Below are 13,533 nucleotides of genomic sequence, written 5' to 3' on the forward strand. Positions count from 1 at the left end.
CGCGAGAACGATCATGACCCGCCCCCAATCCTCCGGCCGCCTGGGCCGCTTCGTCGATGCCTGCGCCGGCGTGCTGATGCACCGGCGCCGCCTGCTGCTGTTGCTGTGCCTGGCCGTGACCGTGGCGCTGGGCTGCTCGGCCACGCGCCTGCGGCTCGATCCCGGCTTCAACAAGATGATCCCGCTGCAGCATCCGTACATGCAGGTGTTCACCAAGTATGCGAACACCTTCTCCGGTGCCAATACGGTGCTGGTGAGCCTGCGCTGGAAGGGCGACGGCGACATCTACAACGCCGCCTTCATGGACAAGCTGCGCCACGCCACCGATGAAGTCTTCTTCATCCCGGGCGTGGACCGCTCGCGCGTGTTCTCGCTGTTTACGCCCAACGTGCGCTACACCGAGGTGACCGAGGCAGGCTTCCGCGGCGACGTGGTGGTGCCGGGGCGCTTCTCCGGCGCGCCGGACGAGCTCGACAAGGTGCGGCGCAACGTGGCGCGCTCCGGGCAGATCGGCCGGCTGGTCAGCAATGACCTCAGGTCCGCGCTGATCCGCGCGGAGCTGCGCGAGACCGATCCGGCCACCGGCAAGACCATCGACTACGGCTCCGTCGCGCGCCAGCTGGAGAAGATCCGCGCGCAGTTCAGCGGCCAGGACGTGGAAGTCAATGTCGTCGGTTTCGCCAAATTGGTGGGCGATGTCGAGGAGGGCATCGCCGGCGTGATGGGCTTCTTCGCGCTGGCGTTTGCCGTCACGGCGCTGCTGCTGTGGCTGTACACGCGTTCGCTGCGCATCACCGTGCTGGCGCTGGTGGTGGCGCTGCTGCCGGTGGGCTGGCTGCTGGGGCTGCTGCCGCTGCTGGGCTATGGCATCGACCCGATGTCGATCCTGGTGCCGTTCCTGATCTTCTCGATCGGGGTTTCGCACGCGGTGCAGATGACCAATGCCTGGAAGCAGGAGGTGGTGCAGGGGCACAGCCCGCTGGAGAGCGCCAACGCGGCCTTCCGCAAGCTGTTCATCCCCGGTACGGTGGCGCTGCTGACCAATGCGCTGGGCTTCATGGTCATCATGCGCATCGAGATCGATATCGTGCGCGAACTTGGCATCACCGCCTGCCTGGGCGTGCTGCTGATGATCGTGACCAACAAGGTGTTCCTGCCGATCCTGCTGTCGTACACGCGGCTCGAGCCGTCGGCGCTGGCACGGTCGCAGGCGCGGCGCGCGCACGGTGGCGGCGGGCTGTGGCACAAGTTCGGCGCGCTGGCGCGTCCGGCACCGGCACTCGGCGTTTTCGTCGCCGCGCTCGCCCTGCTGGCGGCGGGCGCGATCGAATCGCGCGGCCTGAAGATCGGCGATGTCGGCAGCGGCGCGCCGGAGCTGCGCGCGGATTCGCGCTATAACCGCGACAGCGCCAGCATCGTGAGCCAGTACAACATCGGCTCGGATGCGCTCACCGTGGTGGTGGAGCCGACCGGCTTCGACGACGGCTGCCTGCACTACCCGGTGATGAGCGCGGTGGAGCGCTTCGAGATGCATATGCGCGGCGTGTCCGGCGTGCAGTCGGTGGTGAGCGTGTCGTCGCTGGCCAAGGTGGTGATCGGCGCCTACAACGAGGGCAACCCGCGCTGGGAGGCGCTGCCGCGCAGCGCCGAGGGGCTGAGCCAGGGCGCCAAGGCCTACGACCCGGACAACGGCATGAACACGTCCAACTGCCAGGCGATCCAGGTGCTGATCTACACCGCCAACCATGAGGGCGCGACCATTGCCCATATCGTCCGTGAGATCCGCCGCTTTACCGCCGCCGACAAGACGGCCAATGTCGCGTTCCGGCTGGCAGGCGGCAATATCGGCGTGATGGCCGCCACCAACGAGGCCGTGGAAGAGGCCGAGGTGGCGATGCTGCTGGCGATCTTTGGCGCGATCACGCTGCTGTGCCTGCTGACATTCCGCTCGTGGCGCGCGGTGCTGTGCATCATCGTGCCGCTGACGCTGGTGTCGGTGCTGTGCAACGCGCTGATGGCGCGCCTCGGCATCGGCCTGAAGGTATCGACGCTGCCGGTCATCACGCTGGGCGTTGGCGTTGGCGTGGACTATGGCATCTACCTGTACGAGCGCATCCAGCACCAGATCCGCGAGGAAGGACAGGCGTTGCCGCAGGCCTTCGCCGAGGCGATGCGCCAGCGCGGCTCGGCGGCGCTGTTCACGGCGCTGACGATGTGCATCGGGGTCGGCACCTGGGCCTTTGCCGCGCTCAAGTTCCAGGCCGACATGGGAATCCTGCTGGCCTTCATGTTCCTGGTGAACCTGTTCGGCGCGGTGTCGCTGCTGCCGGCGCTGGCCGCGTGGCTGGGTGTCGAGCAGGAGGAGCGCGCCCGCGTGGCGGCAGGTGTTGCAGCAGGCGCAGACACGACGCCGCCGGCGCATGCCCTCAAATCCGATGCGGCCTGAACGTCGCGGAAGAATCCGGGGAGACAGCATGCACGATAGCCAGGCATCCGCTGCGCCGGCATTCACGCCGCTGCGTCTCGGCCCGCTGACGCTGCGCAACCGCTTCATCAAGGCGGGCGCCAATGAGGGCATGACGCCGCACGGCCTGCCGACGCAGGCGCTGGTCAGGCACCATCGCGATCTCGCCGCCGGCGGCGTGGGCATGACCACGGTGGCCTACGCCGCCGTGGCCGACGACGGACTGACCTTCGCGCACCAGCTCAGCATGCGGCCTGAACAAGTCCCGCACCTGCGCGTGCTGACCGACGCCGTGCATCGCGAAGGCGCGGCGGCCTGCCTGCAGATCACGCATGCGGGCTCGTTCACCACCATGCGCCACGGCGGCAGCCGCGCGCCGGTCAGCGCCTCGTCCGGCATCAATGCCTTCGGCATGATGCACGGCGTGTATTTCCAGCGCGCCATGCGCGAGGCCGACATGGCGCGCGTGGCCGGCCAGTTTGCCGCGGCGGCGCGGCTGGCGCGCGAGGCCGGCTTCGACGCGGTCGAGATCCACATGGGCCACGGCTACCTGCTCAACCAGTTCCTGTCGCCGCTGAGCAACCGGCGGCGCGACGCGTTCGGCGGCAGCGTGCAGAACCGCACCCGCTTTCCGGCCGCGGTGCTGCGGCAGGTCAAGGATGCCGTTGGCAACGGACTGGCCGTCTGCTGCAAGCTCAGCGTCAGCGACGGCGTGCCGGGCGGCAACCAGCCCGCGGATTCCGCCGTGACCGCGCGCATGCTGGAGGCGGAAGGGGCCGACCTGCTGACGCTCAGCGGCGGCCGCAACGTGGAAAGCCCGTGGGTGCTGTTCGGCAGCCCGATGCCTACGGCGCAGATGAAGGCCGCGGCCCCGACCGCGCTGGCGCGCTTCGGCATCACCATGCTCGAGCGCAGCACGCCGCGCGACCTGGCCTTCCGCGAGCTGTATTTCATCGAGGCGTCGCGCGTGGTGCGGCAGGCGGTGCGCATGCCGCTGGCTTACGTCGGCGGCGTCAAGTCGCTCGACAACGTGGCGCAGTTGATGGCGGAAGGATTCGACTGCATCGCGCTGGCACGCGCGCTGATCCACGATCCCGCGCTGGTCGACAACTGGCGCGGCGGCACGGTGCGGCGCTCGGCCTGCGACAGCTGCAATGGCTGCGTGGCCAGGATCTACGATCCCGCCGGCGTCAGCTGCGTGCATGGCCCGGGCAACGATCCGGCGCTGACGCGCCTGGTCGCACTGCAGTAGTCCGATGGGACGATGAGGCTGTGGCCGGAGGCTCTTATCTTGAAGTTCCCACGGGATTTCAAGGAGACACCATGAGCCAAACCGGCATCAGCGGCTACAAGATCGAATCGCGCCCGCCCGAGGCCCGGTACGCGCGCGGCTGGCATTGCCTGGGCCTCGCCGACGCCTACCGCGACGGCAAGCCGCACACACTGGACATCTTCGGCCGGCGCCTGGCGGCGTTCGCCGACTCGACCGGCGCCATCCGCGTGATCGATGGCTTCTGCCCGCACATGGGCGCGGACCTCAGCACCGGCACCGTGCAGGGCGACAACCTGGTATGCCCGTTCCACGGCTGGCAGTGGGGCGGCGACGGCGGCTGCAAGTCGATCCCCTATTGCAAGCGCGTGCCGCCCAAGGCGCGCGTCGGCGCGTGGCAGACTTGCGAGCAGAACCGGCTGCTGTTTATCTGGCACGACCCCGAGGGCCGCCCGGCGCCGCCGGAGGTGGCGATCCCGCGCATCGACGCGTGCTTCTCGCCGGAGTGGTCGGAATGGGCCATGGACGAGATGGTGATCCGAACCAACTGCAGGGAGCTGGTCGACAACATCTCCGACATGGCGCACTTCGGCACCGTCCACGGCTCCCCGGTCGACTACTTCGCCAACCTGTTCGAAGACCACAAGGCCACGCAGCTGATGATCGGTCGCAGTGCCCGGCTCTCGGGCGATGCGCAGCTGACGGCGTTGTCCACGTACTTCGGTCCGGCCTACCACATCACAGATATGAGCGGCCGCATGGGCGACCAGGAGATTCATTCTGTCCTGCTCAATTGCCATGTGCCGATCGACCTGAACAGCTTCGTGCTGCGCTACGGTGTGCTGGTGAAGAAGATCCCGGGGCTGGGCGACGAACAGAACCGCGCCATGGCACAAGCCTACGTCGACCAGGCCCGCGCCGCCTTCTATGAGGACGTTGCGATCTGGGACAGCAAGATCCGCATCGACAACCCGCTGCTGTGCGAGGGCGACGGGCCGATCTACCAGATGCGCGACTGGTACCAGCAGTTCTACACGGACGTGGAGCAGGTGCGGCCCACCAGCGTGGCGCGGCGCGTGTTCGAGCTGAACCCGGGCAATATCGAGCCGCCGGTGCTTCGGCACGTGTTCGAGGGGTGAAGCGAATTTTCCTGGCTTGCTTGGGGGCATCCGTGCCGTAGTGCCTGGGCTTGCCATCTGGCGCAATGCCTGGGTTTGGTGGCGCATGCTGCTGGCGCGCCACCGGCCCAGCGCCAGGCAGATGATGATGACGTCTTGGCCCGGACAGCGTAGCGCTGAACCTGGGCAGCCATCCGGGCTACTGACTCGAAAATCGAAAGACCGACAGAACAAAAATCAACGCTACTATTATTCTTTCATTCGCCGGTTGTTGGTCTTTCAATACGCTGGCTGATATGAGCATTGCGAGCAGGCCTGTCGAGTTCAGGATTGGCCAGGCTACCGCCGAGGCCGGGCTGGTCATCACCGCGACAAATGATACTTGCGTGGCAATCGTCAGGATGCATCTCAGAATGAATGCGGGACTAGCTAGCAAACGGGTGTGCCAGAAATCTCGACTTCGTGCCAAATGAAAGGCTGGCGCCAGACTCCAGAGTGCCCGCCAAACAATGACCGCCGTAGTAAAGGCCAGGAATTTTCCTGAATCGTAGTCATCCAGGGTGCCTGTCAGCAGGGGCGAAAGGCTTGCTTGCGCTACCAGCGCCACGCATAGAACCATGCCGACCACCAATATCGAACCAGCTCTCGCTGCATTTCCGACCCACAGGATCGGGATGCAAACCAGCGTCGTTGCGACGGAGAACCAGTACGAATGCCAGCTCCAATCGCCGGTCGTCAGGAATAATCCGAGCGGGATTCCCAGGTCGGAGAATTTTGCCGCTACCGTAACTTGGTTTACGTTCAGATTCCGAAATCCGTACGAGAAAGCGTACGCTACTCCCTGCGCCAAAGCGGCAAACAGCATGGGGCGCCAGTCAAAGAGGGCCACCAGAAATTCCGAGCCAACAGTTGCTATTGAGGCGGCAGTAAGAATTATGCCGGGAATGACGTTGTTCCAGAAATTGATGGTGCGGATTGAGATGTTGTTGATGCCTATCTGGTGTCGGTCTATGACATTCAGGCCAGCTCTTGCCAAAGCTGAAAGCAAGGCCATTAATATGGTTGCCTGAGTGATAGTCATTGGGATCATGCGGGCTGGCTCGTAAATTGTTCAAGCCAGATGTCGGCAATAAAGCGCTTTTTGGTGTCGCTTTAGCATACATTTTCTGGATGGCTTCATGAAGTACTCTCCCGATCGCATCGAAGGCAGGAAGGTGTTTGTCATGCCTTTTTGAGTTTCATCCTGTACAAGAACGCACGGAAATTCGGTCAGAAGATTCTCAAAGCGGAACCGAAATATCTGTTTTTGTTTGGTTCATCCACGCCCTACGTGGCGAGGCCACCAACACGGTCCTGTCACAACGGCGATGGGGAGGCGGGCGTAAGCTTGTCTGAGCGGATCAGCCCGCAGCACATGTCTGCCCTGGCCAGTCGGAGCCGCCAGGCTTTGACATCGAACGGAACGCTGCTGGCAGCGACGCGTTGGGAATGGCGGCGGGGCGTGAGCCGTTGCGGCGGGTGTGTGCGCCGGAGAGGCGCGGCGGAGAGGCACGAAAGGGCCCGCGGGCCCTTTGGGACGGCGCCGGGCGCGACGAATGCGCACCTGGCTGGCAGTAGCGATGCGATCAGGTACCAGACCCGCGCGCGGCGTCCGGCGAGAAGAACGCTTCGGTGAACTCGGGACTGTTGTTCAGCTGGAACATCGGGCCTTCGTTGGTCAGGCGGTCCGCAAAGTAGGCGCCGGAAATCAGGTCGTGGTAGAACACCGCGGTCGGATGATAGCGGCGCGCATCGTAGGCGTAGACCGAGGCCTGCAGGTTGGTGCGCCACAGCTGGCCGCGGGCATCGTAGTTGTCGGCCGCGAGGGCTTGCCAGCCGTCTTCGTCGAGATGCAGCACGCGCTTCGCATACTGGTGACGGAAGCCGGACTTGAGTGTTGCTTCCAGGATCCACACGCGATGCAGTTCATAGCGCATGACGTCGGGGCTGGCGTGGCCGTTCGTCAGCAGGTCCTTGTACTTGATCGACGTGCTCAGCAGCTTGTAGTTGTGGTACGGGACATAGATCTCCTTCTTGCCGACGATCTTCCAGTTGTAGCGTTCGCCGGAGCCGTTGAAGAGGCGATCGTCATCCACGGTGCGGAAGCCGCCGGGGCCCTGGGGCTGATCGAAGCCGAATTCCGGCGCCTGGCGCACGCGCCGCGTGCCCGGGTTGTAGATCCAGGTGCGGTTGGTGTCCGAGCCTTCCTGGTCCCACACGGCATAACCCACGATTACCTGGCCCCGGTCGCGCAGCGGCAGGTCGGTCGCCGTGCGGAAGAAGGAACGCTCGTTGAGTGCACTGTGCGGGTCGAACTTGCCGTTGTTGCGCGGCGAGAGGATGCTGTACGAGACCCGTCCCCACGCGATCGAGCCATTGGGGTAGACCACGGCCTGGTCGTACTGCGCCTTCTCGGTGCCGACGGCCGACGAGAAGCGCTGGTTCCACAGCAGCTCCATGGCCGTCTTCGGAATCGGATAGGGGACCTGCGGCCCGGCGTCCTTGAGACCGTTGGCATCGCCCGTCATGGTGACGGTCGTGGCGTAGGTGCGGATGTCCTTGTAAACCGCTTCCTCGTAGCGGAAGTCTCGATGGCTCGGATACACCGGCATCTTGAAGGTGTCGGGGTACTTCTTGAACAGCGCCTTCTGGCCGTCGGTCAGGCGTTCGGCGTATTGCGCCATGTTCTGCGCGGTGATGACGAACAGCGGCTTTTCGTCGGCGTACGGGTCGGGATAGCGTTCGCCGCGCTGGTATTTGACGTGCGGCGGCGTGCCCAGCCATTTGCCGGCCCATGCGGGCACGTCGCCGTCCTTGCTGGCGGCCCGCTCCGCGCCCATCGGCGTCAGGTTGCCGTCAAGCTGCTTGAGGTCTTCCGGGGTGACCTTCGCCCACGATGCCGCGGCCAGTGCCATGCTGGTCACCAGCAGGCTGCCGCGCAGCAGTCTATGTGTAGTGGATGTCATTGCAGTCTCGCTCCTAGGGGAATGGCCGGCGACGCCCGTGCCTGTGCTCACAGGGTAGTGATGGCGCCGCGGCCGGGAATCGTTGGAACGGACTAGTGGATTTCCCTAGCCTGCGGAGCGAGGTGTAAACAAAAAAAGGCCGGGGAATTACCCGGCCTCATTGCAACGTTGCGGCCAGCGGCCGCGGGGATCAGGCTTCCATCACTTCGCCGAAGCGCTGCAGGTGGTAGTCGCTGTCGCCCAGCAGCTGGTCCAGCATGGTCAGGCGCTTGAAGTAGTCGCCCACGGACAGCTCGTCGGTCATGCCCATGCCGCCGTGCAGCTGCACCGCCTGCTGGCCGACAAAGCGCCCGGCGCGCGCGACCGTTACCTTGGCGGCCGACAGCATGCGGCGGCGCGCGGCAGGATCGGTTTCGTCCAGCGCCTGCGCCGCCACGTAGGCCATCGACAGCGCCAGTTCCTTCTGCACCAGCATGTCGGCCATGCGGTGCTGCAGTGCCTGGAAGGTGGCCAGCGGCTTGCCGAACTGCTGGCGCGTGCCCAGGTATTCGCCGGTGATCTCGATCAGCTTTTCCATGGCGCCCGCGCCTTCGGCGCACAGCGCGGCGATGCCGTGCTCCAGGCCGACCCCCAGCGCTGCCAGGCCGTCGGCAGCCTGGCCCACCAGGGCGCTGGCCGGCACGGTGACATCCTGCAGCGACAGGTCGGCGGCGCGCAGGCCGTCGATGGTGGGGTAGGCGGTCACGTCCAGGCCCTTGCTGTCGCGCGGGACCAGGAACAGCGCGATCTCGTTGCTGCCGGATACCCGTGCAGTGAGCAGGTAGGCGTCGGCGGCCGCGCCGTGCCAGACCACGCTCTTGGTGCCGCTGATCACGTAGCCGTCGGCGCTGCGTTCGGCGCTGGCGCGGGCCGATTCCGGGCGGTAGCGCGTGGTCGGCTCCAGGTAGGCCAGCGTGACGATGCGCTCGCCCGAGGCGATCGCGGGCAGCCATTCCTGCTTCTGCGCGTCGCTGCCGTAGGCGTTGAGGGTGGCGGCGGCCATCACGCCGCTGGGCGTGACCGGCTCCAGCACCAGGCCGCGGCCCAGTTCGCGCTGCACCACCAGCTGGCTGGCGGGGCCTTCGCCGAAGCCGCCGAAATCCGCCGGCACGGTCAGGCCCAGCACGCCCATTTCGGCGAGCTTGTTCCACACGCCGCGATCCAGGCTTTCGCCCTGGCGCGCGCTCTTGCGGCGCGCCTCGAAGGTGTATTCGGTATCGATGAAGCGACGCAGGCTGTCCGCCAGCATCTGTTGCTCTTCGCTGTAGGTGAAGTCCATGTCAGCTATCCCTTCAGAAACCCAGGATCATCTTGGAGATGATGTTCTTCTGCACTTCGGTCGCGCCGCCGTAGATCGAGGTCTTGCGCATGTCGTAGTAGGTGGAGGCGGCGGGGGCGGCCCACTCGGGGCCGGACACCGGCTGCGTCGCGCCGGCCTCGAGCCAGTCCGGCGAATACGGCCAGGCGTTGGGGCCGGCCACTTCCATCATCAGCATGCCCAGGTCCTGCTGCACCTCCGAGCCGCGGATCTTGACGATCGAGGCTTCCGGTCCGGGCGTGCCGGCGGCCTGCGTGGCGACGCGCAGCAGCAGCATTTCCAGCGCCATGATGTCCATCTCGACGCGGGCGATCTTGTCGCGCATGCGCACGTCTTCGATCAGCGGGCGGCCGGCGCCGTCGGTGGCCTGGCTGGCGTAGTGCTTGAGCTGGCGCAGCTCGCGGTGGCAGTGGCCGATGCCGGCAATGCCGGTGCGCTCGTGGCCGAGCAGGTATTTGGCGTAGGTCCAGGCGCGGTTCTCTTCGCCGACCAGGTTCTCCACGGGCACTTCCACGTCTTCGAACCAGGTCTCGTTGACGTCGTGGCCGCCGTCGAGCGTTTTGATCGGGCGCACCGTCACGCCGGGCGACTTCATGTCGATCAGCAGCATGGAGATGCCTTCCTGCGCCTTGGCCTCGGGGTCGGTGCGCACCAGGCAGAAGATCCAGTCGGCGAAGTGGGCCATCGTGGTCCAGGTCTTCTGGCCGTTGACGATGTACTTGTCGCCGCGGCGCACGGCGCGGGTCTTCAGCGAGGCCAGGTCGGAGCCGGAGCCCGGCTCGGAGTAGCCCTGGCACCAGAAGTCTTCCACGCCCGGGATGCGCGGCAGGAAGCGCTGCTGCATCTCGGGGCTGGCGTACTTCATCAGCACCGGGCCGATCATGGTCAGGCCGAACGGCAGCAGGCGCGGGGCGCCGGCGCGGAAGGTCTCGATTTCAAAGATCAGGCGCTGCAGCGCGGTCCAGCCGGTGCCGCCCCATTGCGTGGGCCAGGTGGGGGCGCCCCAGCCTTGTGCCTGCAGGATGCGGTGCCAGCGGACGTAGTCGTCCTTTTCCACGCGCTGGTGGTTGAGCACCTTGTTGCGGATGTCTTCCGGCAGTTTGGCCTGCACGAAAGCGCGGACTTCCTCGCGGAAGGCCTGTTCCTCGGCGGTGAAACGCAAATCCATCTGAATGTCCCCTTGTTACGCGGGCGGCCCGTTGCGGCAAGCTACTGGTTGCAGCCCTAGGTGTGCCGGCCGATTGTAGGACGCGGGCGTTCTTCATTGCTTTATCAATCATAAAGTCGCCCTTCGTGCCGGCGGAACCACCTGAGCCGGGTGGGGCGCGGACGAACACGGCCTTAGCCAATTCCAAATACCGCGGCGCGCGGCCTTGGCGCAAACTGGCACGGCCTGCTCAAGTGCGTCGGGGTGCATTCCCGCGCATTTGCCGCCGGCAAGCATCGCTAACCCAGCCGTATCCCGAACGAGCCCAGCCGCATGTCGTCCTTCCGCCCCGAATATATCCACGATATCCCCCGCCACTGGGCCGCGCAGACGCCGGCCGCGCCTTGCCTGTTCGAGAGCGGCGCCGTGATCAGCTATGGCGAGTTGTGGCAGCGCATCGAAGCAGCGCGCGACTGGCTGGTGGCGCAGGGGGTGGGCGAGGGCGACCGGGTCATGGTCGTCGGCGAGAACTGCAACGAGATGGTGGTGACGCTGTTCGCCTGCAGCGTGCTGCATGCCTGGCCGATCCAGGTCAACGCGCGCCTGTCCGCGCGCGAGATCGACAATATCCGCGACCACGCCCAGCCGGCGCTGATGCTGTTCACCGGCCACGTGTCCGACGTGGCCGCCGCGCATGGTGCGCGGCTCGGCGCGCAAGCCAGCGCTTGCCCCGTCTTTGCCGACGGCGTGCTCGCACTGCGCGCTGCCAGCGCGCCGGAACGTGTGGCCAGCGCACAGGCGCGCCAGGTCGCCACGCTGATCTATACCTCGGGCACCACCGGCGCGCCCAAGGGCGTGATGGTGCCGCACGCCGGCCTGACGCACTTTGCCCGCATCTCCGCCACCTCGCGCGACATGGGGCAGGCGGACGTGGCCTACGGGGCACTGCCGATGTCGCATATCTTCGGCATCGCCACGGTGCTGATGGCCACGCTGTACGCCGGCGCCAGCCTGTTCATGCGCCCGCGCTTCGATGGCAACGACGTGTTCGAGGCGCTGGCGTCGCCGGGCGTCACCATCCTGCAGGGCGTGCCGACCATGTTCACGCGCATCCTGGCGGTGGCGGCGGCGCATGGCGCCGGCCCGGGCAGGTATCCGCGCCTGCGCTACCTCTACACCGGCGGCGCGCCGCTCGATCCCACGCTCAAGCGCGACGTCGAGGCGCTGTTCGGCCAGCCGCTGCACCACGGCTATGGCATCACCGAATATGCCGGCTCGCTGTTCATCACGCGCATGGACGCGCCGCGCGCCGACTGCTCGGCCGGGCATATCGTCGAAGGCGTCGAGATCGAGATCACCGACGATGCTGGCACGCTGCTGCCTGCCGGCGAGCGCGGCCAGATCCGCGTGCGCGGCCCGGGCGTGATGCTCGGCTATTACCGCAACCCCGAGCAGACCGCCGAGGCGCTGCTGCCCGGTGGCTGGCTCAATACCGGCGACCTTGGCTACCTGGACGCCGACGGCGCGCTGTTTATCTCCGGCCGTTCCAAGGACCTGATCATCCGCTCGGGCTTCAACGTCTATCCGATCGAGGTCGAGTCGGTGATCAACGCCTTCCCCGGCGTGCGCCAGTCGGCGGTGGTGGGACGCCCCGCCAGCGACGGCAATGAGGAGGTGGTCGCCTTTATCGAGACGCAGGAAGGCGCGAGTGTCGATCCCAAGGCGCTCGACGCCTACCTGCGCGAAAGCCTGGCACCGTACAAGCGCCCGGCCGAGATCCGCACCGTCGACGTCATTCCGACCACTGCCAGCGGCAAGCTGCTCAAGCAGCCGCTGCGCGCGCTGCTGGACTGAGCCCGAATCCCTTTACCCGAATTCATTTACCCGAATTCTTTTACCGGGCTGGTTCGATACGCCAGCCCGGGCATTTCAGCCCTATCTGGAGGAGACAACAATGAAGACCTGGACCACACTCGCGGCACTGACCACGACCCTGCTGCTGCAGGGCGCGGCCTGGGCGGCGGACGCCTATCCGTCGCGGCCGGTCAAGCTGCTGGTGGGCTACGCCCCTGGCGGTCCGGTCGACACCGCCGCGCGCATCTACGCCGAGCAACTCGGCCGCGTGCTCAAGCAGCCGGTGGTGGTGGACAACCGCGCCGGCGCCAGCGGCGCCATCGCCGCCGACATGACCGCCAAGGCAACGCCGGACGGCTATACGCTGTACTTCGTCGCCAGCCCCACCATGACCATGACTCCGCTGATCCAGCGTTCGGTCAATTTCAACCCGGTCAAGGACTTTACCTACATCGGCCTGATCACCGACTACACCAATGTGCTGCTGGTGAACAAGGATTTCCCGGCCAAGAACGTTGGCGAACTGGTCGACTACGCGCGCAAGCATCCGCAGGACGTTTCGTTCGGCTCGGCCGGCGTGGGCGCGTCGAACCACCTGTCGGCGGAGCTGCTGGCGCAGATGAATGGCGTGAAGATGCTGCATGTGCCGTACAAGGGAAACTCGCCGGCGATGGCGGACGTGATGAGTGGCAAGGTGACGTTCATGTTCGATATCACCGGTACCGCCATCGGCCATATCAACGGCGGCAAGGTGCGGGCGCTGGCGGTCACGTCGAAGACGCGTAATCCTGCGTTGCCTACGGTGCCGACCATGATCGAGTCGGGGCAGAAGGACTATGACCTGACTGGCTGGTATGCGCTGGTGGGGCCGCAGAAGCTGCCGGCGGATGTGGTGGACAAGCTGGTCAAGGCGCAGAAGGCCATCGGCGACGATCCGGCTTATCGCCAGCGCATGGCGGCGGGCGGTTATGACGTTAATGTCAGCACGCCGAAGCAATTGGGGGACCGGATCCAGCGGGAGCTGGCGTTGTGGGGCGGGGTGGTGAAGAAGGCGGGGATTCAGGCGGATTGAAGGGGGCGCTACGGTTAGCTCGGCGTCCTTTCGCCGTGCCCGTGCATGGCGCCTTTGATTTGATGTTGTCGGCCGTTGAACCGCCTGGTTCCGCCCTCCTGGGCGGGTCACTTTTTGGCCGAGCGCCAAAAAGATGGAATGAACGCGCCCCGGCCTGCGATCAAAGGTGCCGGTAGTCGGTTATGCATCCGGGAAACGTGACAGGGTAGGTGGGTCCCCCCTCACGAAACGGCATCGATGTGCCAG

The 13,533-nt window shown here is 65.9% G+C and carries 9 protein-coding genes; 5 read left to right on the forward strand and 4 right to left on the reverse strand.

Annotated elements, in window-relative coordinates; genetic code table 11:
* The first annotated feature begins 13 nt into the window (after positions 1-13).
* The 3 genes from JTE92_RS02630 (at position 14) to JTE92_RS02640 (ending at position 4,873) form a co-directional block, all read left to right on the forward strand.
* Positions 14-2,446, forward strand: a complete 2,433-nt coding sequence (locus tag JTE92_RS02630; protein WP_063239630.1) for an efflux RND transporter permease subunit — start codon at positions 14-16, stop codon at positions 2,444-2,446.
* A 28-nt stretch (positions 2,447-2,474) separates the two neighbouring features.
* Positions 2,475-3,716 carry an NADH:flavin oxidoreductase gene (locus tag JTE92_RS02635; protein WP_063239631.1) on the forward strand — a complete coding sequence of 414 codons (1,242 nt, stop codon included), beginning with the start codon at positions 2,475-2,477 and terminating at the stop codon, positions 3,714-3,716.
* Between the two features lie 71 nt (positions 3,717-3,787).
* Complete coding sequence (locus JTE92_RS02640) at positions 3,788-4,873, forward strand: 3-ketosteroid-9-alpha-monooxygenase, oxygenase component (RefSeq protein ID WP_063239632.1); 1,086 nt, start codon at positions 3,788-3,790, stop codon at positions 4,871-4,873.
* A gap of 178 nt (positions 4,874-5,051) precedes the next feature.
* Here the strand turns inward: JTE92_RS02640 and JTE92_RS02645 are convergent, their stop codons facing one another.
* The 4 genes from JTE92_RS02645 to JTE92_RS02660 all read right to left on the reverse strand — a co-directional run bounded on the left by JTE92_RS02645 (position 5,052) and on the right by JTE92_RS02660 (position 10,382).
* On the reverse strand, positions 5,052-5,942 hold the full coding sequence (locus JTE92_RS02645) for a hypothetical protein (protein ID WP_232353381.1): 891 nt from the start codon (positions 5,940-5,942) through the stop codon (positions 5,052-5,054).
* 535 nt (positions 5,943-6,477) lie between these two features.
* Positions 6,478-7,857 (reverse strand): DUF1329 domain-containing protein, encoded by a 1,380-nt coding sequence (locus tag JTE92_RS02650; RefSeq protein WP_063239633.1) that lies wholly within the window; start codon positions 7,855-7,857, stop codon positions 6,478-6,480.
* A gap of 190 nt (positions 7,858-8,047) precedes the next feature.
* Complete coding sequence (locus JTE92_RS02655; protein WP_063239634.1) at positions 8,048-9,175, reverse strand: acyl-CoA dehydrogenase family protein; 1,128 nt, start codon at positions 9,173-9,175, stop codon at positions 8,048-8,050.
* A gap of 13 nt (positions 9,176-9,188) precedes the next feature.
* On the reverse strand, positions 9,189-10,382 hold the full coding sequence (locus JTE92_RS02660; RefSeq protein ID WP_063239635.1) for an acyl-CoA dehydrogenase family protein: 1,194 nt from the start codon (positions 10,380-10,382) through the stop codon (positions 9,189-9,191).
* 312 nt (positions 10,383-10,694) lie between these two features.
* On the opposite strand from JTE92_RS02660, the gene JTE92_RS02665 reads away from it, so the two are divergent.
* Positions 10,695-12,215 carry a class I adenylate-forming enzyme family protein gene (locus JTE92_RS02665; RefSeq protein WP_063239636.1) on the forward strand — a complete coding sequence of 507 codons (1,521 nt, stop codon included), beginning with the start codon at positions 10,695-10,697 and terminating at the stop codon, positions 12,213-12,215.
* A 100-nt stretch (positions 12,216-12,315) separates the two neighbouring features.
* Complete coding sequence (locus tag JTE92_RS02670) at positions 12,316-13,287, forward strand: Bug family tripartite tricarboxylate transporter substrate binding protein (protein WP_063239637.1); 972 nt, start codon at positions 12,316-12,318, stop codon at positions 13,285-13,287.
* Positions 13,288-13,533: the final 246 nt, after the last annotated feature.

It is taken from the genome of Cupriavidus oxalaticus (genome assembly GCF_016894385.1).
Taxonomy (GTDB): domain Bacteria; phylum Pseudomonadota; class Gammaproteobacteria; order Burkholderiales; family Burkholderiaceae; genus Cupriavidus; species Cupriavidus oxalaticus.